We start from the raw sequence: 23,474 nt of genomic DNA, 5'->3' as shown, positions 1-23,474 counted from the left end.
ATGGATTTTATTCAGGTGGTTTGTTTCTATCTTGTATTTTTTTACCATAAGCCTGTGTAATTCTATCTAACACAATTGCTAATAGTACAATTGCAAGACCAGCTTCAGTAGCCTTTCCAACGTTTAGCTGTTGAAGTCCAAGAAGGACTTCATCACCAAGCCCTCTAGTTCCTATCATTGAGGCAATAACAACCATGGCCAATGCCATCATTGTGCACTGGTTGATTCCTTGCATAATGTTAGGCAGAGCAAGAGGTAACTGCACTCCAAGTAATTTTTGTTTTTTGCTTGCTCCAAATGCTTCAGCAGCCTCTATAACTTCTGTATCAACTAGAGTGATTCCAAGATCAGTTAATCTAACCAAAGGTGGAACAGCATAAATAACGGTTGCAATAATTGCTGGAACTGCGCCTAATCCAAAAAGCATAATCCCTGGAATCAGGTAACAGAAACTTGGGATTGTTTGCATTAAATCAAGAACTGGTAGTATGGCGTTTCGAACTTTATTATTTCGAGACATTGCAATGCCCAATGGAATACCAATAATAATACAAATAATAATTCCAATAATCATGATAGAAGTTGTTTCTATGGCTTTATCCCAAAATTTTGGATGCAGGAAGCCAATAAAAAATGTACAAAATCCAACAAAGATAGTAGTACCTACTTTTCTACCACTTGAGAAGAAAACAATTGCAACAACGAGTGCAATAACTACTGGCCATGGGAGAACAATTAAAAATTTCTTTAGAGAAAGGATTGCTCCAAGAAGAAAATCATTGATTACTTCAAAGTAAACGCCATATTTTTCATTAAAGACCTTAAAACCATCATTAATCCATTTCATTAGTGGAATGTCTAACCATTTAGGCCAATCATAAAGCCAACTTAAATCAGTAAAAAGCTCCATAACACTATCAGGCTTTCTTTTTGATGAGTTATAACTTACAACTAAAAGCCATACAAAGATTATTGGGAAGGTTAAATATGTAAGAAGTTTTCTTGTCATAATGATTTATATGAAAAAAAGAGCCCACAAGTGAGCTCTTTTTTATTATTTAAATAACTTAGAGAGCTCCAGATACTTTAGCAGCAACATCTGCCGGTACCCAAGATTTCCATGTATCGTCATTAGCTAAGTACTCCATTGCAGTTAGCTCCATATCACCATCTGACTCATCTTCATAGAATGCAAGAAGTCTATTAACTTGCGCAGTTGGTATGCTATATGCTTCAATGAATGCAGTCTCAGCTGGGTGTGAATCAGCCCATTCAGCAAGAACTGACTTGTCTAGTGACATGTCTCTGTACTCAACTCCACAAGTTGGCTGCCAAGCATCTGTACCATTGGCTTTGATGTCTTCAACAACAACTTGCATTGATGCCCAGCACTCGGCGTTAAATGGTGGTTCAGCTAATCTAACTAAATCAACTTTGCCCATTAAACCAGTTGGCGCCCAATAATAAGTAAAGATTGGCTGCTTTTTGGCAAACGCACCTGCGATTGCTGCATCAAGTGCACCACCTGAACCTGGATCAAAGTTAGTGTAGTACTTATCTAATCCATAAGCTTTTTGTTTAACAAGGTTAATTGTGTAGCAAGTCCAGCCACCGATACAACTAGTCATTCTTCCCATTGATGGGTTTTCAGGATCACTGAATAAGGCAGCAATTTCTGGACTATTCATATCTAGAACATTTGTAAGATTGTACTTATCAGCAGTTGCTCTATCAACATAGAATGCTTGCTGAGAGTCAGGAGTATTAATTCCTAGGTTTCTTACTGTTCCTGCAGCTTCATGACTATCATAAGTATCTTTTATGTTGTCATACCAAAGCTCAGTAACTACATCAAGCTGTCCATCATAGTGTGCAGCCATAATAGGTGTTGTACTTCCTTTTGTTATACTAACATCACATCCATAGCCATGCTCCAAGATAAAGCCAGCAATAGCAGTATGAATATTAGCACTACTCCAGTCAAAATCAGCTAATCTTGCCTTACCACAGTCAGCAGCAACAACTCCTGGCATTAGAGCAACTGTAATAGCTGAGATAGCTAATAGTTTATTTATTAGTTTCATTTTTTCTCCTTAGGTTTTATAACAAAATCCTTATTAAATATAAGGATTGATTTTTAGTATATATAAAATTTCAGTGCAAGTTGAATTATATTAAATTTAACTAAATACTTTTTTGGAGAAATTACTTTGAAATGAAAGCTATACTTTTATTAAAAATAAGCTGAATGAGTGAGGAGGAACCTTAATATAATCTTTGCCACATTCTAATTTATTTTTTTTAATAGAAACTTTTTCAAGATTTTTTTTATCATTTATATCTGTTGGTGAGTTTCCATTAACTAAATAATTGCTACTTACTTTTTTATGTGTAGGTATAGAAATTATTAGACTTTCTTTTTCTGATTTATTTACTACTGATAGACATATCTGATTCTTATGATAAGTAGCTGAAGCATCTATTAATTTATTTTTCTTATAAATGGGTTGTTTGCCAATTTTAGGAGACTCAAAAGTAGGGCTATTTACAGAAGTTTTTAGAATTTTCCCTTTATGATATTTAGTGAATAATTCTAAAATTAACGTCGTTGGAGTTTTCCAAATTTTTTGACCATCAATCCTATAATTACCCATTACGTTTATTAGATGATATATCCCTGTATTAGTAATCATATCGCCCCTATTGATACAAGCATTAAGTAATGAGCCTGCATATAAAGCATCTGCAATATTATAATTTTCAATATAATTAGGATGTTCAGCTTCTACATATGTATTCCATTCATCAAACGCTATAGTAATAGGTTTTTTTGTATTATTTTTTATCTCTGCTATGGTCTTATCAAGCATCGATTCAACTTCAGTAGATGCTGCAACAGTGGGAATATATCTTGAGGTGTAATGTGGGTGAATCTTATCTTTTTCAGTTCTAATTGAATAATAATGAATACTTAGTTCATCAATTCGTTCTTTAATATTTTTCAACACAATTTCATTCCAATGTCCAAAGTGATCCATGCAAGCTCCAACCGCAATATATCTTAAATTTGGATTAACTTTTTTAATTGCTTTGACAAACTTATCATATTTTAAGGCGTAAGTTTTAGCATCAGTATGCCCAATTTGCCATCCCCCAAACATTTCATTACCTATAAAAATTGTTTTAAGATTGTATGGCTGACTCCTTCCATTTTTTTTTCTAAGTTTGCCATATTTTGTTTTGACAGATCCTGTTAAATATTCAATCCATGCTGCTCCCTCTGCAGGAGTTCCATTACCAGTATTTATTGTTATCATTGGTTCACTTCCAATATACTCACACCATTGCATGAACTCATCAGTTCCAACATCATTATTTTCCCATTCATACCATGCAAAATCATAAAAGGGTAGTCGATAGTTTTTATCACCAATTCCATGAATCCAATTGTAACCAGATAAATAATTTCCTCCAGGCCATCTTAAATAACTAGGAACCCATTCTTTTATTAATTTAGTTATATCTTTTCTAAAGCCATAGATAGTACTTTTTGGCATTAAGGAGCAATTTGCAATAAATACTTCATCACTATTAATTGAAATTGACAGGTTTTTTGTAGTTTTATTATCAGTAAACTTTATATTTTTTTTAAATTCAAACCATTTAGTTCGACTTTTTATAACAAAGTTTAATTCTCCAATTTGGATATAGACTTTTTGCCCTGTTCCTTTTAACATTATGCTAAATCTATGTTCTTGATCAACAAAATTTATGTTTATAGACTGTTTGATGCCTCGATTTATTTCACTATTTTCTCTTATAGTGATTTGTTGAGATTGTTTGCCACTTCCAAATCTATTTATTTGTTCATCACCTTTAACGATATATTCAGAGTTTGAATGAGCATACATTACATGCTTTGCTGAAGGATTAAAGCCTTTCCAGGGTCTTATAATTCCAAAATCTAAATGATCATCTTTGACTCCTGTCTCCCAAATAAATTTATCTGCACCACAAAATTTTCTATTTTCAATGACTTCAGCCCAAACACCATTTTTATATATTGCTTCACCAATATGCTCAAGATTTGCACCAAACATATGAGGAGAAAGCTCCCCTATGCTATTTTCAGTATGAAATTGAATCTTATTTTTTTGCTTACTCATTGTTCATTGCCCATATTTTTTCCTGAGGCAAATGAATAAAAACTTTATCATTTTTAGATATTTCTTTTTTTCCTACTGATTGAACTGAACATTCTAGGATAGTATCTTTAATCTGAATTTTATATCTTGTATTTGTTCCTGAAAAAACAATCGAAGTAACAATTCCTGAAAAATTATTTTCTTTAAATATGTTGGTTTTTGATATTTCAATATTTTCAGGCCTAATTGTAAGTAAATGATTTTTTGATAAACCTTTTTTATTTTTTTGGTTGTAAATAATTGGACCTATCTCTGTTTCAAAATTTGACTTATTAATTGAAGATTTTAAAAAGTTAACACCACCAAAAAACTTTGCAGCTCTTTCATTAATTGGCGACTCATAGTATTCAATTGGTGATGCGTAGCTTTGCAGTTCTCCATCAAAGATTAAAGCTATTTTATCTGCTAATAAAACTGCTTCCTCTTGATCATGCGTTACAAAAACAGTTGTTACATTCAGCTTCTGTTGAATTGTGACAATGAGCTCTCTCATTTCATCTCTTAAATGAGCATCCAGATTACTTAATGGCTCATCTAGTAATAAAAGGTTTGGTTTTGAGATTAAAGCTCTTGCTAACGCAACTCTTTGTTGTTGACCACCTGATAATTGCTTAGGTTTTCTGTCTCCAATGTCAGGGAGTTTAACTAATTCAAGCATATCCTTTACTTTTTTATTGATTTCATCTTTATCAATACCTTTCATTTTAAGAGCAAAGCCAACATTTTCACTAACATTCATATACGGAAATAATAAATAGTTTTGAAAGACCATTACCACCCCTCTTTTTTCTGTTGCAATTGGTAATAAGGATTCGTTATCTAAGGAAATATCACCGCTATCAGGTTGAAATAACCCTGTAATCATTTTTAAAATTGTTGTTTTCCCACAGCCAGATGGCCCTAAAAAGGCAATTAATCCCCCTGTTTTAATATCTAAGCTAACATTGTTAACTGCAGGTCTGTCCATTCCAGGAAAGCTTTTGTATAAATTTGAAATTTTTAAATCACTCATTTTTTAACTAGCCTTTTATATTGTTAATTAAAGTTTTCCAAATCCAGACGTTGCAGAAGAATCTCCTGAGACGAATTTAGAGGTAAAGAATAAAATTACTATCGCTGGAAAAATAAATACGATTGATATTGCTGCCGTTAATGCTGGATTTCCAGATGAGGCTGTTGAGAATACAAGAAGTGGAAGTGTCATAATCTTTCCTGCTCCAATTAAGAAAGTTAATAAATATTGACTCCAAGAAACCAAGAAGGCAAATAAAGCAGCCACCACCATTCCTGGCGCAATTGCTGGAAGTGTAATCAAATAGAAGGTTCTGAATTTATTAGCACCTAATGTTCTAGCTTGATGTTCAAAGTCAGGGTTATAGTTAGCAAAAATTCCTGTCATTGTTAGAACTACATAAGGCATTATTGGAACTAAATGCACTAAACAAACACCCCAGAAACTGCCTGAAAATCCCCATGAAATAAAGTTAATGTTTAATCCAAGAACAAATGCTATTGGAGGTAATATGGTAGGAGAAACCATGATGAAAATAATAATCTTTTTAAATCTAAAATTCAGTAACCCTAAGACTCTGGCTGCGGGTAATGCAATAATTATTGAGACAATAGTAACAATGACACCAATTGTTACGCTATTAACTAGTGCTTTAATAATTGTAGGATTGGATAGCCATAAATCTAGGAACCCATCAAGTGATCTGAAGCCTTCTTTTGGAATTAATTTAAGTCTTACCCAAGCTTGTAAACTAATCTCCTTAGGAATAAGTTGGGGATAAAACCATCTAAATGAAAATGCATTTATAAAAAAAGCAATTAAGGGAAGAATTAGAATGAACGCCCCTAAATAAACTGCATAAATATTTGTTTTCTTTAAATTATTTTCCATAAAAACTAATCTTTTCTAATTTTGCTTTGCGTAAGACGGAAATATATAACAACTAAAATCATAACTATTAGCGCAATAATCATACTAAGCGCCATTCCTTCACTTCTTGCATTGAGATCAGGGTTTAGGAAAAACTCAAATGCCATAACTGGAAGCATTTGTGGATAGTTAACACCAAGGATTGCTGGAACTTCATATGCTCCAAAGCTGAATGCAAAAACAATTATTGATGCAGAAAATAAATTTGGCATTACCAGTGGAAGAATTACGTATCTAAATCTTTGCCATTTGTTAGCACCCAAGCTCTGTGCTAATTCTTCAAAATTTTCTCCAAGAGATTGAAGAACTGACATTAAAATAATAAAAAAGAATGCAGCTTCTTTCCAAATGTAGGCTAAGATAATTCCTAGGCCATATTTATCTTTAACCAAGATTGGAAATTCACTTGGTGATGCAATAAATCCTATCTGAGTAAAAAATCTAGCTAATAATCCACTTTGAGAGAAAACAAAAATCATCCCTACTGCAACTACTAAGTGTGGCATGGGTAAATTTAAGGAAAAGATAAAATTACATATTTTTTTTGCAAAAAAAGTTTTTCTGATAGTTAAAGCACCAAATAAAGCGAATGCAGCTGCTAAAAAAGTGCTGACAAAACTAACCCATAAGTTTAGACCTAGGCCTGTCCAAAATAATTTCGCATATCTCTCAGAGAACATGACGTTATAGTATGCATCAAAACTTATGTCATATTTTTGAATTGCTGGCTGATAGCCAAGGCTTTGAAGAAATCCATAAAGTATCCCCCCAAAAAATAATGTACCAATTATTAAAAGGGGCGGAGTAAGAGAAAGTACAATTTTTAATCTATCTCCGCCCATTCATATCTCCTATTTCAGGAGAACATTTGCTTGCCAATCTGCTTCAATCTTATCTTGATATTCTGCAGCAATATCTGAAACAAGAGCTCGCGCTAATATTCCTTGATCTTCTGCAGCATCACCAAGATTATTTTGAGCATCTTGAATTGCCGCAACACCTTCAGAGCTAGTTACTCTTGCAGTGCTGATTCCCCAACCACAACAAAAACCATTTGCAGGTTGAACTTGAGCAGCTTGCAAAGTAGGTCTTAGAACTAGGTCAGCATAAACTAGTGCTGCTGCTTTATTAGGAGCATTATATGGGATCGCCCAATAATTGAAATCTCCAATCATGTTGTCATAAAAAGCAAAAGCTCTAGAAGTAGGTGGAGTTGTTCCAGCAGAGTTTGTTGGTCCTGCACCTCTTGGCGATTGAGTAAAACTCATATCAACTTCACCATTAGCAAATAATGCATGCATTTCAGCATTATTAGTTGGATAAGTTTCACCACCCCTATGAAGATCATCTTCCCAAGAATTTAACAGAGCCCATACATGTGGAGCCCACTTGTTATAAAGTTCTTCATTGTATGGTCCAACCCATTGATCATGACCGCCACTAAGTTCAAAGAAAATTTGCTTAACAAATCTAGTTCCAACAAATCCACCTTTTCCTGGTCTGATATATGTAAATCTACCTGGGTTATCAGAAATCCATTTAGTTAGAAATCCATAATTTCTTGGCATATCATCATAGTTATTTCTAGCTGAGTCATACATGAAATGAAATTGTGCACTAGACCATGGACTTTCCATACCATCTACTGGTCTTCCAAAGTCTAAGTTAACTGCAGGGTTATCCCATGCAACAAATTTACTATTTGGTAATCCAGCAGCAAAAGGACCATAAAGAAGGTCTGCTTGTTTTAAGGTCCAGAAGTTTTCACCATTGATCCAAATTAAGTCAATGTTTCCATTATCTCCTGTGACACCTGCTTCTTTTTCACTTAACACCTGATTAACAGCATCAACAGTTCCTGCTAAAGGCATTCTGTTCAAAGTAATGTTGTAATCATTTTTTAATGGTACTCCGTAGAAGTCATCCACAAAACCATTAATTGCGTCGGAACCACCCCACATATATACGTTTACTTGTCCACCATTAGCAGCAGCTTTAACATCATCCCAAGAATTAAATCCTGGAGCAACTTCAGCTGAAACTAATTTTGAAAAAAATAAACTAACTATGGCAATGGATATTATTTTAATTTTATTATTCATCTTAAATCTCCCATTTTTTAGTTATCAAATTATCAAATAAACAATTTATTTGATTAGTCATCCATTGGTGATAAGTAATCTACCAAGGGAATTTCTTTTATTAGCTTTAATTTATTCCAAGCCGCAAATTCTATTAATTCTTTACTATAATCACCTTGGCCAACTGCATAATGATGTTCATGACCAACCATATTTAAGGTGTTTACTAAATTTTCAGAGGTTATTTTTTTTCGATTTAAATGGATATTTTTAAACCATCCCCTGGTTCCATCAAAGCCTTTGTTCGTATGTTCAAAAATACTTGAATTCAATACTAATATTCTTTCAGCATTGTTGCTTATGTATGTAGTTGTGGTTTCTTGAGGAGCAAACACTTGATCGCCTGCAACACCATATTTTTTATCAGTTTTTCTACCAAGAGTTGTATGATCAACCCACTTAATACCATCTTCGTTTGAAAAATGTCTTGGCGATACACCACAATGCCACATTTGCACAGCATCTGCTTCTTTATCAAATGTTGCTAAGTCTAATAATGTAGATGATTTTTCAGCACTTGAGATGTAGTTTAGAAGAAGCATACTCATAGACCCTTGCACGTCTCCTTCGCATGATACTGCAATCCCATCTTCACTACCCAACCAGCCATAAGCCATGCATGGAGCCACTCCATATAATTCTTGCATTTGGGACCAGCATTGAACTGCTAAAGAATCCCAGTTATTATCTTCTTTCATTTTTTTTAAAGCAAAGTAAATACGTGTTACCTTATTAAATGAATCGTTATTAGATACTGAAATACTAGAGGCTGCACTTTTAATTTTTATAACCTCACTATCAATAATTTTTTGATCAAAACTATCAGCAATCTTGACTAGTTCTTTGATTGTTGACTCTTCAACTGATATTCCAATATTTTTCTTAATAATTGATTGGTCAACCTTCATATTATCAAAGCCAGGAGATATACCTCCTACAAGGCCTATTTTGGTATGTTTCATTTTCTTTAAGGCAACTAAAGATCTAATTGTTACAGAAAACTTATTTATAAACTCATCAGTATCTGCATAATTGTAAAACCATTTCGTTGTAATATCTTTATTAAATAAAACTTTTTTTATCATTGCTAAATAATGACTTGTAGAAACTAAAGAGTGTAATTTAACATCACCTTCTGTTTCAATATCTGGGACTGCCCACACACCTATTTTGTCTGTAATGTTGCATAGTGGATACAATTGCTCACCTGCACTGCATGAACTTGTTTGAAGGAGTAAGAAATCAATCTTATTCTTAAAAAATTTTTCTGCCTCTTCTGAATCTTTAGTTGAAAAGATTGTTTTATGGAATGGAATAAAATTTACATCAAAATTATCGAGTATTTTTTTTAGAGCAATTTCTGATTTCTCTCTAACTTTATATTCATTTGAATAGTATGGGGCAATAGCCGTAGCAACGTATCCAAGGTTTAGCTTTATCGTCATTTACTTAATTTATCCGAGTTTAATTAAGAACCAAATTGGTATCATATCACATACTAAAGTTATAATAAATACTTTTTTAACTATTTTAATTTTGAACTAAAAAAATAAGCTATATAACAATGTTTTTAGGTTATCATAGATAATAATTATTTTTTATATAGGAATTGTTATAACAACTTATATTATGGATATTAATGCAGATAAGCTACATTGGATTTATAAAAAACTTTTTACAATTCGGTCATTTGAAGAGAGAATTAAAAAGATTGCTAAGGAAAAATCAGTCCCTGGATATTTACATACATGTATTGGATCAGAAGCTATTTGTGTAGGAGTTATGGCTGCCTTAGGCGATGATGACTGGATTTCAAGTACATATCGAAATCATGGCCACTCAATTGCAAAAAATTGTGAATTAAAAGAGATAACTTCAGAAATTTATGGAAGAAGTACTGGTATCTGTAAAGGTAGAGGTGGAAGTATGCATATCAATGATTTTGATAAAGGAATGCTTGGTTCTTTTGGAATAGTTGCTGCAGGCCCGCCAGTTGTGTTAGGGGCAGCACTTCAGGAAAAAATTAATGGTGGTGATAAGATGTCCGCTACTTTTTTTGGTGACGGCGCAATACATAATGGAGCCTTTCATGAGGCTGCAGGATTGGCTAAACTTTGGGATGTTCCAATGCTATTTGTTTGTGAAAATAACGGTTATGCAGAAGCTACTGCAACAGATTGGCATATAAACACTAAGGAGCTTAAAGATATTGCGAGAGCCTATGATATGATTTCATATCAAGGCGATGGTAATAATGTTTTTGAAGTGCACCAAATAACAAGAGATGCAATTATTGAATCGAAAGCTAAAAATACTCCAATTTTTCTAGAATTTAAAAACTATAGGTTTTCAGGTCAATATGAGGGAGATACTCAGTTATATCAGCCACTAGAAGAGATTGAGGAGGCTAAAAAAAATGATCCAATTAAAAAATCAATTGAAATGGCCGCTCAATATAATCTTTCATTTGATGAAGTTAAAAGAATCCAGGCTGATGCATTAAAAGAGGTAAATGAAGCATTTGATTTTGCTGAAACTCAGCCTTGGCCAAAGCCAGAAGATGCTTTAGAAGAAGTATATGTCAACTATCCTAGAGAGCTACTGATATGAGGGAATTAACTGTAAAAGATGCTATCAATGAAGCCCTTATGGAATCATTTCAAAATGATAAAAATGTAATTTTGATGGGAGAAGATATTGCTGGTGGTAAGGGAAGAGAAGAGTATCCTGGCACTCAAGATAGCTGGGGTGGACCCTTTGGTGTTACCCAAGGTTTATTGACTAAGTTTGGTCCTGAGCGTGTAAGGGATACAACTATTACAGAGGCTGGTTTTTTTGGTGCAGCAGTTGGAGCTGCTATGACTGGACTAAGACCTATTGTTGAATTAATGTATGTTGATTTTTTAGGAGTTTGTTTTGACCAGTTGATGAATCAAGCTGCCAAAATGAGATATATGTTTGGTGGCAAGATGCATGTTCCAATGGTTGTTAGAACAGTTGTAGGGGCAGGTTTTAGGGCAGGAAGTGAGCACTCGCAAACACTTTATAGTATTTATACCCACATACCTGGACTTAAAGTTGTAGCTCCATATGACGCTTATGATGCTAAGGGTTTATTATTATCTGCAATACAGGATGATGACCCAGTAATTTTTATGGAGCATAAAAGATTGTATATGAAAAAATGCCATGTTCCTGAAGATATGGAGCCAATTCCCTTAGGTAAAGGAAGAATAAGGCGACCAGGAAAGGATGTCACTATTATAGCAATACAAAGAATGAATCTCTTTGCTGAGGAAGCTGCAGAGCAAATGGCTAAAGAAGATATAGACTGTGAAATTATTGATCCAAGAACCTATTCACCACTTGATGAAGAGTTGATTTTCGAATCAGTTAGAAAAACAGGAAAAGTAATTGTTGTTGATGAATCAAATCCTAAATGTTCTTTAGCATCTGAAATTACTTCATTAATTTCAGAAAAATGTTTTGATGATTTAAAGGCTGCAGTCATTAAAATAACTGCTCCACATACTCCTGTTCCCTTTAGTCCTACTATGGAAGATTTTTATATACCATCCACAGAAAAAATAACTCAAGCAATTAAGAAGCTTTATTATGGCAAATAGTGCAACGACTAAATATCAAGATGTCTACACTCAGATTCGAGGCTTTATTTCTTCTGAAAAGTGGCCTTTGGGAGGGACAATCCCTTCAGAAAATGATTTAGTAGATTACTTTAATGTTAGCAGGATAACTGTAAGATCGGCTCTAAGGTTGCTTTCTGATGATGGATTAATTGTCAGAAAAAGAGGCAAAGGAACAGTGGTCACCAGTTCAATGCCTCAAGCAGAAAATTGTTTTGAATCATTAACACAAAAAATTATTCAGAATGGAGATATCCCTTCATCCATTATCTTAGATTTTCAAAAAATAACTAATGATAATCATACTAATCACTTCAATCAAGGGGAAAAATTATATTTTGTAAAGCGACTGAGAAAAGTTAATGATAAGCCATATTTGATTAGTAACGCCTTCGTGTCATATAAACATGCTTTTGGTTTGAGTAAAAATTATTTCTCAGAAGATGGCTCAAATCAGTCAATTATATTTATCTTAAATGAGAAATTTGATATTGATTTTAAGAAAAACTCACAATTTATTTGTGCAGAAACCTTGTCTTCAGACGACTCATTGGTTTTAAATAAAGACTCTGGAATACCATGTTTGGCTCATGAGTGTCTTTTATTTAATCATACTAATGAATTAATTTTGGTTGATAAAAATATTACATTTAATACAATTAAACTAGACCAGGAGTTGGAGTAATGACAGTCCCTATAGAGGTATTAAATAAATTTCCAAAACTTTCTAATGAGCAGTTATTACTTAATCTATCTAATCCTATTGGTAAAAATAAACTAATAATTGATACTGATACTGCTAACGAAATTGATGATCAGTTTGCCTTGGCATGGGCCTTGTTATCTGAAGATAAAATTGATTTATTGGGAGTCACAGCTGAGCCCTACTCTTTTCAACATCATCAGGAAGAGCTTTTAGAGGCCTACAATATAATAAATGAAAATGAGAATATTTCTAAAGACAAAATCAACTTAGTTAATAATTATAGGGACTGGGTGAATGGGCTAATTGATACCAACAAGCATCCCAATGATATATATTTTGATAGCCCTGAAGAAGGAGTGGAAAAAAGCTATCAAGAAATAATAAAAATATTCGATAAATTAAACATGCCTTATGAAGGAAAAGTATTTAGGGGTTCATATCAATACTTAAGTAGTTTTGATGAGCCTTTAATTACTGAATCTAGTAAGTTTATTGTTGATTCATGTCTCTTATATCCTAACGAAAAAATTTATGTTTGTGCGATTGGTTGTCTGACAAATATAGCCTCTGCCCTATTGATAGAGCCAAAAATTATTAATAATTTAGTGGTAGTTTGGACATCTGGATTTCCGACTCACAGCATCAATAATAATACTAATTCTTTAAATTTAGTTCAGGATGTATTATCTTCACAATTACTTTTTGAGTGTGGTGTTGCACATGTGTATCTTCCAGGATATCACGTTGGAGCACAATTAACTTTATCTCTTCCTGACATGAAAGAATTTGTCAAAGGTAGAGGAGATATTGGTAATTATCTTTATGAGCTATATACAAATAACCCTCTGCATAAGCAAAGAGGGGTGACCGATCAGACATGGAGAACTTGGGTTATTTGGGATGTTATCAATATTGCTTGGATGATTGATCCTTCATGGGTTCCATCACATGTTGTATCGTCTCCTGTCTTAAATAATGAGCTTTACTGGAGAAGAGATACTGAATCTTACCCAATGAGAGAGGCATATGGGGTTAATAGGGATGCAATATTCCATGATTTTTTTATAAAAATAGATAAATTAAAATGATTTTAGGGGTACATTCAGCAACTTTTGTAAAAAACTGGCATGAAGATGTCAAGCCTTATATCTACTTATGTAAAAAAGCTGGATATAAATCTGTAGAGGTTTCTCTTTTAGGGCAGACTCCTTCAGGTGCAAAAGAAATTGCAAAACTAGCTAATGATTTAAATATTTCTATCACCTGCACGACTGGTCTTTCAAATGAAGAGGATATTAGTAGCAGTGATCCGGTCACTCAACAAAATGGAGTTGAAGCGCTTAAACGGGCAATTGATATGACTTCAATTATGCAGGCTAAGTTGCTTACTGGGGTTGTACATGCTGCCTGGGGTATCAGTAATAGTATGGGTAAAAATAAGGAAGATAAATTTAAAAATTCATCCCATTCTATTAAAAAAATTACAAGCTTGTTAAGTGAAAAAAATATCAAATTGGGGATAGAGCCACTCAATAGATATGAGTCAGATTTTATTAATACAGTTGATGAAGGAATAAGGCTATGTGAGCTAATTGATCACCCCAATGTAGGCCTTCTTTTAGATGCATATCATATGAATATTGAAGAGAAAAATATGTGCCAATCAATTGAAAAAGCTGGGGATAGAATATTTCATTTTCAAGTTGCAGAAAATGATCGAGGTGTTCCTGGGTCTGGTTCCTTAAACTGGCCAAAAATTTTTAATACCTTAAAAAAAATTAACTATGAAGGATTTGTCTCCTTAGAAATGTTTATTCAAGCAAATGTCGATACGAGTAAAGATTTATTCACTTGGAGAAATATAGAAGATGATCCTTACGAAGCAATTTCAAGATCATTTAATTTTTTAAGTGAGTATTTGGATGCATAACGCTTATAAAAATTGGATCGTTAATTCATATAATAAGATTCAAATTGAGCATATTGAACTAAATAAATTAGATCAAATAGTTGGTGATGGCGATCATGGATCTACAATTTTAAAAGGCTTAAAAATTGCAAAAGATTTATATTTAAATAATATGGATTCTGCAATTGATGATTCAATGGCTATCGTTTCAAAGCGAATGCGTATTGAAATGGGAGGTGCATCTGGAATTTTAATGTCTATATTTTTTGATGAATCTGGAAAAATTAGTGAATCCAATTTAAATCAATCGATGATTGATATTTTTTCGAAATCGATAGATAAGATTATGAAAAGAGGAAAAGTTAAGGCGGGAGATAAAAGTATTCTTGATATTTATGTTCCAGTTTTAGAGTTCTTAAAGCAAAATTCTGATTCAAAAATTCAGAAAGATGAAATCAATGAAATCCTTTCACTTTCATTATCGAAAACAAAAGATATGAAAGCGCAAGTTGGTAGAGCTAAATTTTTAGAAAATCGAGGGCTTGGTTGTATTGATCCAGGCGCTAGATCAACTGAAATTATTCTTCGAGAGTTTTTCGATTCGGTACTATGAAAAAAATTATAAATAATAAAGATAAGATAGTTGATGACATGCTAAGTGGCTATACAAAGGCTAATAGTGATAGAGTTAAATTTTCTCAAAATAGTAAAAGAATTATTTTAAGGAGCCATCCAAAGAGTGTTGATAAAACTGCCATTTTGATTGGTAATGGCTCAGGCCATGAGCCAATTGCTATGGGCTGGGTTGGTGAAGGGCTTTTAGATGCAAATATTATTGGAGATATTTTTGCTGCCCCATCTGGAGATTTAATTTTTGAAGGTATAGAAATCTTTAAGAAAAATTTTGGTTGTATTCTTTTAATATCTAACCATGCAGGTGACGTCATGAACGGTGAGATGGCTATTGAATTGGCCAAAGAAGATAATATTAATGCTGATTTATTATTGATGTATGACGATATTGCTTCTGCCCCCAAAGGGAGTGAAGATCAGAGGAGAGGTGGAGCTGGAACTACTTTTATTTATAAAATTTTGGGTGCTCTCTCAGAGGAGGGAGAAGAAAAAGATACTCTATTAAGTTTAGGTAGAAATGTAAGAGATCAAACTAGAACACTATCAATTGCAATTGATTCTGGTACTTCACCAATATCTGGAGAAAAAATATTTCACTTAGATGACGATGAAGTTTTTATTGGTATGGGCGTTCATGGAGAGTCTGGATATGGGCGACAAAAAATCTCTTCATCGAAAAAAACTATTAAGTTTATGATGGATAAAATATTTGATGATTTTCATTACAAAGATGGAGATATTGTGATTCCATTTATTAATGGATCTGGTGCAACCACTTTGATGGAACTATTAGTGATTTATAATGACGTTGAGGAGTATCTTGCCCAATATAAAATTAAATGCTTTAAGCCTCTAGTAAATGAATATATAACAACACAAGAAAGTGCTGGGTTTTCAATATCTTTACTAAACTCAAATGAACAAATGAGGAATCTCTGGGCCTCACCAAGTTCGGCACCATATTTTCATCTGTAATGAGTAAGCGAGATCATTTCAATCAACTTTTGCAGAATGGAAAATTTGCTGCACTAGCAATTGATCAAGGAACTAGCTTAAAAGATATTGTTAAAGAGAGTAAAGGTGCGTCGTTTACAACTGCAGACTATTTTCTTTTTAAGAAGCAAATAATTTTGAATCTTGGAATCGATGCTTCATCTGTTTTATTTGATTATGATACATACTTGAGTGACCCTTGCTTTAGAAGTTTTGAGACTTCTAAAATAATTGCATACGAAGATGATGCATACAATATAGATAATAAATCACGCATTACCTTGCTGCCAAAAATATTGGATCATAACGATGAAATCATAAAAGATTTTTCTGCTATTAAATTTTTTATGTACTTTAATCCAGACTCTGATCCAATCATTAATAATAAAAAATTTAAGGTAATTCAGCACGTTGGCCAAATCTGTAAAAGTCTAGATATACCTTATTTATTTGAACCACTTCTCTACTATGATGAAGGGACTGAAATCGATTATCAAAGTTATTTATTAAAAAAACCAGTCTATATTAAATACCTTTATAAGGAATTTTCTAAAGAGGAATATCAAATCGATATTATTAAGATTGAATTCCCTTTTAATGAGGCTCAAGTAAATGGATTTGAAAACGATGGCATTTCATCAATTTATAGCTATGAAAATTGCTCTGAAATAATGAGAGAATGCTTTGGGAATAGCAAAATACCATTTGTTTTTCTGAGTGCAGGGATGAAATTTAATAATTTTTTACATAGTTTGGAGATTGCTAAGAGTTCAAAAATAGATTTTTTAGGTTTTTTGTGTGGAAGGTCAATATGGCAAGATTCGATTGATATTTTCTGTAAATCTGGCCAAGATAGTTTTATGGATTGGATAAATTTAGAAGGAAAACAACGAGTTCAAAAATTAAAAAATGTAATAATTGATAATTGATATTTTTATTGGAGAAATATGTATACAAAACTTGGATTATTTATTGGTGGAAAGTGGATATATGAGGCAAAAAAGGGTGAGGATGTCTTAAATCCTTTTGATGAAAGTGTTTTGGGGTGGCTGCCTCATGCAACTGAAGGTGACTTAAATGATGCCGTTAAATCCTCAGAAAAGGGCTTTGATGAGTGGAGAAATACAGATCCTGAAGTCAGAAGCAGAGTTATTTTAAAAGCTGCAGATATTTTGTCTGAAAGGATTTCATCTATATCTGAGGTTATGACACTAGAGCAAGGTAAACCTCTTGCTGAGTCTGCTGGTGAAATCAATCAATCCATTGCAATTTTAAAATTTAATGGAGAAAATGCAAAATTAATTAAAGATGAGGTTGTGGCAGATCGAGATAATGGACTCAAAACTTTAATTAAGCCTCAGCCTCTTGGAGTTTGTTTGTGTCTTACGGCCTGGAATTTTCCAATTGCTTTAGTTATTCGAAAAATTGCTCCAGCTCTTGCAGCTGGGTGTTCGGTAATTATAAAACCTTCAGAGGAAACCCCAGGAACAGCTATTGAGGTTATTAAAATATTTCAGGAGGCAGGTCTTCCAAAGGATGTAATTAACTTGGTATTTGGTGTTCCTCATGAAATTTCAGATTATCTACTCAGTAGAGATGAAGTTAAAAAAGTAAGTTTTACTGGATCAGTTCCTGTCGGAAAACTTTTAGCAAAGAAATCAGCAGAATCACTAAAAAGATGTACTCTTGAATTGGGAGGACATTCTCCAGCAATTATTGCTGAAGATGCTGATATTGAAACAACGTTAGATACTTTAACTGGATTTAAATTTCGAAATTCTGGACAAGTTTGTATTGCACCTAGTCGCTTTTATGTTCATGAAAATATATATGAACAGGTGAAAGATGGATTTTTAAAGAGAATAAAGAATATTACTTTAGGTAATGGATTAAATGATGGCATATCAATGGGGCCTTTATCGAACTCAAGGAGAGTTGATGCGATGAAAGATTTCATAGATGATGCTGTTAAAAATGGTTCAAATATAATTTATGGTGGGACTAGACATCAAGATAAAGGGTATTTTTGGGAGCCAACTCTTATTGAAAATATTCATGAAGGCTCAAAGATTATGACTCAAGAAATTTTTGGTCCTATTCTTGCATTATTTAAATTCAATGATTATGACGATGTTATTGAGAAGGCTAATTCTTTAAATTATGGACTTGCGTCATATGTTTATACAACTAGTGAAGTTTTGCAGGAAAAGATGGCTAAAGAGATTATTGCTGGAGGTGTTTCCATCAATACTGCTTCTCCAATGCATCCTGAAATTCCTTATGGGGGAATTAAAGAGAGTGGGATTGGTTATGAGGGCGGAATCGATGCAATCTATTCCTTTATCCATAAAAAGAATATTAATATCGTTTAATTAACAGAGAGGAATTATGAAAAATATAGGTTTTATAGGGGTGGGAACAATGGGCCTTCCCATGGCTTTAAATTTAGTAAAAAATGGGCATTTGCTCTCTTTTTATGATCCTTTTGCAAATGAAAAGACTATTCAAACTTTAACTGAAGTTGGTGCTAAACAAAATAAAAATATTGCAGACTTATGTAATGGTAAAGATTTTGTTATATCTATGCTCCCAATTGGAGAGAATGTAAAAGATGTTGCGCTTGGAGAGAGTGGCATTATTAATCAAGAAAATACCGATTTAATCTACATTGATATGAGCACAATATTACCAGCTGATACTATTGAAGTTAGCAAAAAGATGCTTGAAAAAAACATTCAAATGTTTGATGCACCAGTAGCTCGTCTTGTAAACAATGCAATTGATGGTACTTTACTTATTATGGTAGGAGGCTCCTTAAAAGACTTCTCTAAGATTGAAGAGATTTTAAAATGTATGGGAAGTGATGTTGTTTATTGTGGACCTATAGGCTCAGGTAGCAAAATGAAGATAATTAATAATTATATGGCTATTGTTTCAAACATTGTGACAGCTGAGACACTCTCTCTGGTCCATAAATCAGGGATAGATCAAAAGCTAGCTATTGATTTAATGTCAACTACGGCTGCTGGAAAAGGACATATGAATTTCAGTTATCCTAAAAAGGTTTTGATTGATGATATAGGCCCTGGCTTTAAAAATGTCCTGGCTTTGAAGGACTTGCGTTTAGCTATTGAGCATGGAGAATCTGAAGGGATCGATCTAACTTCAGGGAAAAGTGTTGTGAATGTCTATGAAGAGGCAATGGATACTGAGTACAAAGATTTAGATTGGACTGCTATGTTTAATTTTGTAAAGAAAAGTAATAACCTTGATTAAGATTAAGTCCTTAAGGTCTTATTATCTAGAGTTTCCATTGGTAGATCCTGTCTTAACTTCATTTGGAGTTATGAAGTCAAGACCATGCATAATAATTGAACTAGAGGACTATCATCACAATATTGGGTATGGTGAAATTTGGTGTAATTTTCCGAGTGATGGTGCTACCTATAGATTCAATCTCCTTAACAATGTTTATCATTCTAATATTGTGGGTTGTGAGTTTTCCAATCCAGACAATTTCATAGAAAGAATTACTGAAAAATTTAAAACTCTTTTTGTGCAGTCTGGCGATATGGGCTCATTCTATAATATTAATTCAGGACTTGATTGCGCCATCTGGGATCTGTTTGCTAAGAATCAAAAATTACCCCTTAATAAATTATTAAATCCTGATTCAAAGAATGATATTTCTGTTTATGCCAGCGGGATAAATCCAAGTCAATCTCATGAGCAAATAGCAGTTGCAAAATCAATGGGAATAAAAGCATTTAAAGTAAAAATAGGCTTTAATCACTCACTAGATATTGATTTATTAGAGTCTTTAGATAATTATTTTACTAATGATGAAATGATGATGCTTGACGTAAACCAAGGATGGAATTTTCAAGAAGCTGCAAAGTATTTAAAAATATTGGAGGATTATAATTTTTCTTGGATTGAAGAGCCTATTTCTGCACTATCTAGCCAAGCTGAAATTAAAAATATTATTAAGTCAACTAGTTGTGATTTAGCATTTGGTGAGAACATTACTAGCTTTGATGAATTTATTTCTCTTAGTCAGAATAATAAATCTAAATATATTCAACCTGATCTTACTAAATATGGTGGAATTTCTTTAATTAATAATTTATCAAAAAAAATTCAGAATAATAAGATATGGCTTCATTTTTTAGGTGGTAGTGTTGGATTATTAACATCTGCCCACATTATGGCTGCCATTAACCCTTCTGCTTATTTAGAGACTGATATTAATATAAATCCACTCAGAACAAGTGTATTGAAGAATGAACTAAACATTGAGAATGGAAAAATACACATTAATAATGACTATGGAATTGGAGGCCCACTTAATTTTGATACAGTTAATAAGTATCTAGTTTTATCAAATGCTTGAAGTAAAGTTTTTATTTTTATCTTTTTTAAAGTATAAACTCCATCATTTTGATTGATGAATTATTCATAATAGAAATATGTCTGATTACGATTATATAATTGTAGGAGCTGGCTCAGCTGGATGTGTTCTCGCTAATAGATTGAGTCAGGACCTATCTAATAAAGTTCTCCTTATAGAAGCTGGTGGTTCAGATCGTCGTTTCTTCATTCAAATGCCAATTGGATATGGTGTGACATATCACCAAAAAGCTGTCAACTGGATGTATATGACAGAACCAAGTCCTGATGCTGATAATAAACCAAGTTATTGGCCTAGAGGAAAAGTGATGGGTGGATCGAGCTCAATTAATGCAATGGTTTATGTCAGAGGCAATCACAAAGATTTTGACCAGTGGGCTAATATGGGTAATCCAGGCTGGTCATATAATGATGTTTTACCTTATTTTAAGAAAATGGAATCTTGGCAGAATGGTGCTGATAATTTTAGAGGTGGTGATGGCCCATTAAATGTCTCAGAAGTATCAGATCAGTTGCACCCTTTATGCAAGAATTTTCTTTCTGCAGCAGAAGAAATTGGTATTAATCAAAATAGTGATATGAATGGTGAATATCAAGAAGGAGTTGGAAACTATCAAATAACTACTCATGGGGGTCAGCGCATGTCTTCCTCAAGGGCCTACTTGTGGCCAATAAAGGGTCGAAAAAATCTAACAATTATTAAAAACGCTTTGGCTACAAGGATATTAATAAGAAATAAAAAAGCTTATGGTGTTGAGTATTTGAAGTCAGGTAAGTTGTATCAAAAAATAGCTAGTTGTGAAGTGATATTAAGTGCAGGTTCAATCAATTCTCCTCAACTCCTACAGCTCTCTGGAGTTGGTCCAAAAGCACTTTTAGATAAAGCTAAAGTCCCTGTAATTCATGATAGTCCTGCCGTTGGAGAAAATCTGCAAGATCACCTTGGAGTTAGTTATTTTTATAAAAGTAAGGTACCAACTCTAAATGATGAATTAAGGCCATTTCTAGGAAAGATTTATCAGGGTCTTAGGTATATTTTTACTAGAGCTGGACCACTAAGTTTAAGTGTTAATCAATCAGGTGGATTTATTAAAACCCGTGAAGGTCTGGAAAAGCCAAATATTCAATTATATTTTTCCCCCGTAAGTTATTCATTAGAATCTCCAGATAAAAGAGCAATGATGAGCCCAGATCCTTTTTCAGCGATGTTATTTGGAATTTCAAATTGCAGTTCTCATTCACGTGGACGAGTTCAAATTAAAAGTAACAACCCATTAGAACATCCAGTTATTGAACCAAACTATCTTTCTAATAAAGAAGACCTCAAGAATTTATTAGAGGGTGTAAAGGTTTTGAGAAAATTAGCCAAAACCAATAGTTTTAGAGAGGTTATTGGAGAGGAGTTTCGTCCTGGCCCACAATGCCAAACTGATGAGCAAATGATTAAACATATCAAGGACACAGTTTGGACTGTTTTTCATCCTTCTAGTACCTGTAAGATGGGACCTAATACAAAAAATAATGTTGTTGATAGTAGTCTTAAAGTTCACGGTATTGAGTGTCTAAGGGTCGCTGATGCTTCGATATTCCCTCAGCTCGTATGTGGTAATATTAACGCAGCAACAATTATGGTTGGTGAAAAGGCTTCGGACTTAATTTTACAAGATAAGGTAAATATTTGAAAAGATGAAGATAATAAGTATAGAGACTTTCACTAATGAGTATATTGGATTGGTTCGTATCAGGACTGACGAGGGAGATGAAGGCTGGGGTCAAACCTCCACCTATAATTCTGATATTACTGCCCAGGTTGTTCATCGACAGGTTGCTCCTCATATTTTAGGACTAAATGGACTAGATATTGAAGACTTAAATAGAGAGGTTCTAGAAAGAGAACATAAGTTTCCAGGTACATATTTATATAGAGCCCTTTGTGGTCTTGATACGGCTTTATGGGATATTAAGGCTAAGCGTAAAAATAAAAGTGTTTGTCAGTTGCTAGGAGGTGAATCCAATTCTATTCCTGTTTATGCCTCAAGTATGCAGAGAGAGATATCTCCTGAAGCAGAAGCTGAAAGGCTACTTTCACTGAAGGAACAGCATGGTTATTTTGCATTTAAATTCAGAATCGGTAAGGAGTGTGGACATGATGTTGACCAATGGCCTGGGCGAACTGAGGCAATTATTAAAGAGGTTCGTAAGGTTTTAGGTGATCAGGTTTCTTTGTTAGTAGATGCTAATAGCGCATTCACACCATCTAAGGCTATTGAAGTTGGATATATGTTACAAGACTTCGGTGTAAGTCATTTTGAAGAACCTTGTCCTTATTGGAAGCCAGACTGGACAAGAGAGGTTAAAGATGCATTAGAGATAGATGTTAGTGGAGGTGAGCAAGATAATGATATGAGAATTTGGAGGCATATGATAGATACTAAGGTGGTAGATATTGTTCAGCCAGATGTTTGTTATATGGGGGGTGTTACCAGAACTCTAAAAGTAGCAAAGATGGCAAATGAGGCAAATTTACCAGTTACTTTACATTCTGCAAATTTATCCTTAGTTACACTTTTTTCTGCTCATATTATGGGCTCTATTGAGAATGCTGGAAAATATTTAGAATACTCAATAGAGGGGCTTGACTACTATCCATGGCAAGATAATTTATTTTCTCCAGGCTTTAAGATTATTGATGGCCATCTTCAAATAGGAAAAAAACCAGGCTGGGGCATTGAGATTAATCCAGAGTGGCTAACTCAGTCTAAGTATAAAGTGAGTTATTCGGGATCTCGTTTTTAGATATTCTAATTCTCTTCATCAATTCAAAGCAAACTGCCTTTTTAATTACAATATAAAATCCTGTATAATTTCTTTTTTTTTAATAAGTTACGGAT

21 protein-coding genes are annotated in these 23,474 nt (G+C 33.4%); 13 read left to right on the top strand and 8 right to left on the bottom strand.

The features are described from left to right. Positions 1-7: 7 nt before the first annotated feature. The 8 genes from CRN91_RS08540 to CRN91_RS08505 form a co-directional block, all read right to left on the bottom strand. Entirely contained in the window at positions 8-910 is a 903-nt protein-coding gene (locus CRN91_RS08540; protein ID WP_114116093.1) for an ABC transporter permease, read from the bottom strand. A gap of 157 nt (positions 911-1,067) precedes the next feature. Then, complete coding sequence (locus CRN91_RS08535; protein ID WP_114116010.1) at positions 1,068-2,084, bottom strand: glycine betaine ABC transporter substrate-binding protein; 1,017 nt, start codon at positions 2,082-2,084, stop codon at positions 1,068-1,070. Positions 2,085-2,222: 138 nt separating this feature from the next. Next, complete coding sequence (locus tag CRN91_RS08530) at positions 2,223-4,166, bottom strand: alpha-L-arabinofuranosidase family protein (protein ID WP_114116008.1); 1,944 nt, start codon at positions 4,164-4,166, stop codon at positions 2,223-2,225. Then, positions 4,159-5,217, bottom strand: a complete 1,059-nt coding sequence (locus CRN91_RS08525; RefSeq protein ID WP_114116007.1) for an ABC transporter ATP-binding protein — start codon at positions 5,215-5,217, stop codon at positions 4,159-4,161. The genes CRN91_RS08530 and CRN91_RS08525 overlap by 8 nt, the downstream gene beginning before the upstream one ends. A 27-nt stretch (positions 5,218-5,244) precedes the next feature. Beyond that, positions 5,245-6,108 (bottom strand): ABC transporter permease, encoded by an 864-nt coding sequence (locus tag CRN91_RS08520; RefSeq protein ID WP_114116006.1) that lies wholly within the window; start codon positions 6,106-6,108, stop codon positions 5,245-5,247. Positions 6,109-6,113: 5 nt separating this feature from the next. Further along, positions 6,114-6,989 carry an ABC transporter permease gene (locus CRN91_RS08515; protein ID WP_114116004.1) on the bottom strand — a complete coding sequence of 292 codons (876 nt, stop codon included), beginning with the start codon at positions 6,987-6,989 and terminating at the stop codon, positions 6,114-6,116. A 9-nt stretch (positions 6,990-6,998) separates the two neighbouring features. After that, complete coding sequence (locus CRN91_RS08510; protein WP_114116003.1) at positions 6,999-8,249, bottom strand: ABC transporter substrate-binding protein; 1,251 nt, start codon at positions 8,247-8,249, stop codon at positions 6,999-7,001. A gap of 53 nt (positions 8,250-8,302) precedes the next feature. Next, the gene (locus CRN91_RS08505; protein ID WP_114116002.1) at positions 8,303-9,733 is read right to left on the bottom strand and encodes a hypothetical protein; all 1,431 of its coding nucleotides are present in this window, start codon (positions 9,731-9,733) and stop codon (positions 8,303-8,305) included. A gap of 184 nt (positions 9,734-9,917) precedes the next feature. On the opposite strand from CRN91_RS08505, the gene CRN91_RS08500 reads away from it, so the two are divergent. The 13 genes from CRN91_RS08500 to CRN91_RS08440 all read left to right on the top strand — a co-directional run bounded on the left by CRN91_RS08500 (position 9,918) and on the right by CRN91_RS08440 (position 23,379). Further along, complete coding sequence (locus CRN91_RS08500) at positions 9,918-10,898, top strand: thiamine pyrophosphate-dependent dehydrogenase E1 component subunit alpha (RefSeq protein ID WP_254424939.1); 981 nt, start codon at positions 9,918-9,920, stop codon at positions 10,896-10,898. Continuing rightward, positions 10,895-11,914, top strand: coding sequence for an alpha-ketoacid dehydrogenase subunit beta (locus CRN91_RS08495; protein ID WP_114116000.1), 1,020 nt, complete (start codon positions 10,895-10,897; stop codon positions 11,912-11,914). Before CRN91_RS08500 ends, CRN91_RS08495 begins: the two co-directional genes overlap by 4 nt. Then, positions 11,904-12,617 carry a GntR family transcriptional regulator gene (locus CRN91_RS08490; RefSeq protein WP_114115999.1) on the top strand — a complete coding sequence of 238 codons (714 nt, stop codon included), beginning with the start codon at positions 11,904-11,906 and terminating at the stop codon, positions 12,615-12,617. Before CRN91_RS08495 ends, CRN91_RS08490 begins: the two co-directional genes overlap by 11 nt. Next, positions 12,617-13,726 (top strand): nucleoside hydrolase, encoded by a 1,110-nt coding sequence (locus CRN91_RS08485; protein ID WP_114115997.1) that lies wholly within the window; start codon positions 12,617-12,619, stop codon positions 13,724-13,726. The genes CRN91_RS08490 and CRN91_RS08485 overlap by 1 nt, the downstream gene beginning before the upstream one ends. Next, the gene (locus CRN91_RS08480) at positions 13,723-14,568 is read left to right on the top strand and encodes a sugar phosphate isomerase/epimerase family protein (RefSeq protein ID WP_114115996.1); all 846 of its coding nucleotides are present in this window, start codon (positions 13,723-13,725) and stop codon (positions 14,566-14,568) included. The genes CRN91_RS08485 and CRN91_RS08480 overlap by 4 nt, the downstream gene beginning before the upstream one ends. Then, complete coding sequence (locus CRN91_RS08475; RefSeq protein WP_114115995.1) at positions 14,561-15,160, top strand: DAK2 domain-containing protein; 600 nt, start codon at positions 14,561-14,563, stop codon at positions 15,158-15,160. The genes CRN91_RS08480 and CRN91_RS08475 overlap by 8 nt, the downstream gene beginning before the upstream one ends. Further along, positions 15,157-16,155 carry a dihydroxyacetone kinase subunit DhaK gene (locus CRN91_RS08470; RefSeq protein WP_114115994.1) on the top strand — a complete coding sequence of 333 codons (999 nt, stop codon included), beginning with the start codon at positions 15,157-15,159 and terminating at the stop codon, positions 16,153-16,155. Before CRN91_RS08475 ends, CRN91_RS08470 begins: the two co-directional genes overlap by 4 nt. Further along, complete coding sequence (locus CRN91_RS08465; RefSeq protein ID WP_114115993.1) at positions 16,155-17,102, top strand: tagatose 1,6-diphosphate aldolase; 948 nt, start codon at positions 16,155-16,157, stop codon at positions 17,100-17,102. Before CRN91_RS08470 ends, CRN91_RS08465 begins: the two co-directional genes overlap by 1 nt. 18 nt (positions 17,103-17,120) lie before the next feature. After that, complete coding sequence (locus CRN91_RS08460) at positions 17,121-18,545, top strand: NAD-dependent succinate-semialdehyde dehydrogenase (RefSeq protein WP_114115992.1); 1,425 nt, start codon at positions 17,121-17,123, stop codon at positions 18,543-18,545. Between the two features lie 16 nt (positions 18,546-18,561). Next, positions 18,562-19,449 carry an NAD(P)-binding domain-containing protein gene (locus CRN91_RS08455; protein WP_114115990.1) on the top strand — a complete coding sequence of 296 codons (888 nt, stop codon included), beginning with the start codon at positions 18,562-18,564 and terminating at the stop codon, positions 19,447-19,449. Between the two features lie 37 nt (positions 19,450-19,486). Next, entirely contained in the window at positions 19,487-20,566 is a 1,080-nt protein-coding gene (locus CRN91_RS08450; RefSeq protein WP_254424938.1) for an enolase C-terminal domain-like protein, read from the top strand. A 76-nt stretch (positions 20,567-20,642) separates the two neighbouring features. Then, on the top strand, positions 20,643-22,265 hold the full coding sequence (locus tag CRN91_RS08445; RefSeq protein WP_114115988.1) for a GMC family oxidoreductase: 1,623 nt from the start codon (positions 20,643-20,645) through the stop codon (positions 22,263-22,265). A 4-nt stretch (positions 22,266-22,269) separates the two neighbouring features. Next, positions 22,270-23,379 carry a mandelate racemase/muconate lactonizing enzyme family protein gene (locus tag CRN91_RS08440; protein ID WP_114115987.1) on the top strand — a complete coding sequence of 370 codons (1,110 nt, stop codon included), beginning with the start codon at positions 22,270-22,272 and terminating at the stop codon, positions 23,377-23,379. Positions 23,380-23,474 lie beyond the last annotated feature (95 nt).

It is taken from the genome of Candidatus Thioglobus sp. NP1 (assembly GCF_003326015.1).
Classification (GTDB): domain Bacteria; phylum Pseudomonadota; class Gammaproteobacteria; order PS1; family Pseudothioglobaceae; genus Pseudothioglobus; species Pseudothioglobus singularis_A.
The sequence above is the reverse complement of the archived record's forward strand: the minus strand, read 5'-3'. Positions and strand labels throughout refer to the sequence as shown.

What these genes read in the sequence shown, in the direction of transcription:
- CRN91_RS08540 (WP_114116093.1), bottom strand. Translation starts at nt 910, where the DNA reads ATGGAGCTTTTTACTGATTTAAGTTGGCTTTATGATTGGCCTAAATGG.
- CRN91_RS08535 (WP_114116010.1), bottom strand. Translation starts at nt 2,084, where the DNA reads ATGAAACTAATAAATAAACTATTAGCTATCTCAGCTATTACAGTTGCT.
- CRN91_RS08530 (WP_114116008.1), bottom strand. Translation starts at nt 4,166, where the DNA reads ATGAGTAAGCAAAAAAATAAGATTCAATTTCATACTGAAAATAGCATA.
- CRN91_RS08525 (WP_114116007.1), bottom strand. Translation starts at nt 5,217, where the DNA reads ATGAGTGATTTAAAAATTTCAAATTTATACAAAAGCTTTCCTGGAATG.
- CRN91_RS08520 (WP_114116006.1), bottom strand. Translation starts at nt 6,108, where the DNA reads ATGGAAAATAATTTAAAGAAAACAAATATTTATGCAGTTTATTTAGGG.
- CRN91_RS08515 (WP_114116004.1), bottom strand. Translation starts at nt 6,989, where the DNA reads ATGGGCGGAGATAGATTAAAAATTGTACTTTCTCTTACTCCGCCCCTT.
- CRN91_RS08510 (WP_114116003.1), bottom strand. Translation starts at nt 8,249, where the DNA reads ATGAATAATAAAATTAAAATAATATCCATTGCCATAGTTAGTTTATTT.
- CRN91_RS08505 (WP_114116002.1), bottom strand. Translation starts at nt 9,733, where the DNA reads ATGACGATAAAGCTAAACCTTGGATACGTTGCTACGGCTATTGCCCCA.
- CRN91_RS08500 (WP_254424939.1), top strand. Translation starts at nt 9,918, where the DNA reads ATGGATATTAATGCAGATAAGCTACATTGGATTTATAAAAAACTTTTT.
- CRN91_RS08495 (WP_114116000.1), top strand. Translation starts at nt 10,895, where the DNA reads ATGAGGGAATTAACTGTAAAAGATGCTATCAATGAAGCCCTTATGGAA.
- CRN91_RS08490 (WP_114115999.1), top strand. Translation starts at nt 11,904, where the DNA reads ATGGCAAATAGTGCAACGACTAAATATCAAGATGTCTACACTCAGATT.
- CRN91_RS08485 (WP_114115997.1), top strand. Translation starts at nt 12,617, where the DNA reads ATGACAGTCCCTATAGAGGTATTAAATAAATTTCCAAAACTTTCTAAT.
- CRN91_RS08480 (WP_114115996.1), top strand. Translation starts at nt 13,723, where the DNA reads ATGATTTTAGGGGTACATTCAGCAACTTTTGTAAAAAACTGGCATGAA.
- CRN91_RS08475 (WP_114115995.1), top strand. Translation starts at nt 14,561, where the DNA reads ATGCATAACGCTTATAAAAATTGGATCGTTAATTCATATAATAAGATT.
- CRN91_RS08470 (WP_114115994.1), top strand. Translation starts at nt 15,157, where the DNA reads ATGAAAAAAATTATAAATAATAAAGATAAGATAGTTGATGACATGCTA.
- CRN91_RS08465 (WP_114115993.1), top strand. Translation starts at nt 16,155, where the DNA reads ATGAGTAAGCGAGATCATTTCAATCAACTTTTGCAGAATGGAAAATTT.
- CRN91_RS08460 (WP_114115992.1), top strand. Translation starts at nt 17,121, where the DNA reads ATGTATACAAAACTTGGATTATTTATTGGTGGAAAGTGGATATATGAG.
- CRN91_RS08455 (WP_114115990.1), top strand. Translation starts at nt 18,562, where the DNA reads ATGAAAAATATAGGTTTTATAGGGGTGGGAACAATGGGCCTTCCCATG.
- CRN91_RS08445 (WP_114115988.1), top strand. Translation starts at nt 20,643, where the DNA reads ATGTCTGATTACGATTATATAATTGTAGGAGCTGGCTCAGCTGGATGT.
- CRN91_RS08440 (WP_114115987.1), top strand. Translation starts at nt 22,270, where the DNA reads ATGAAGATAATAAGTATAGAGACTTTCACTAATGAGTATATTGGATTG.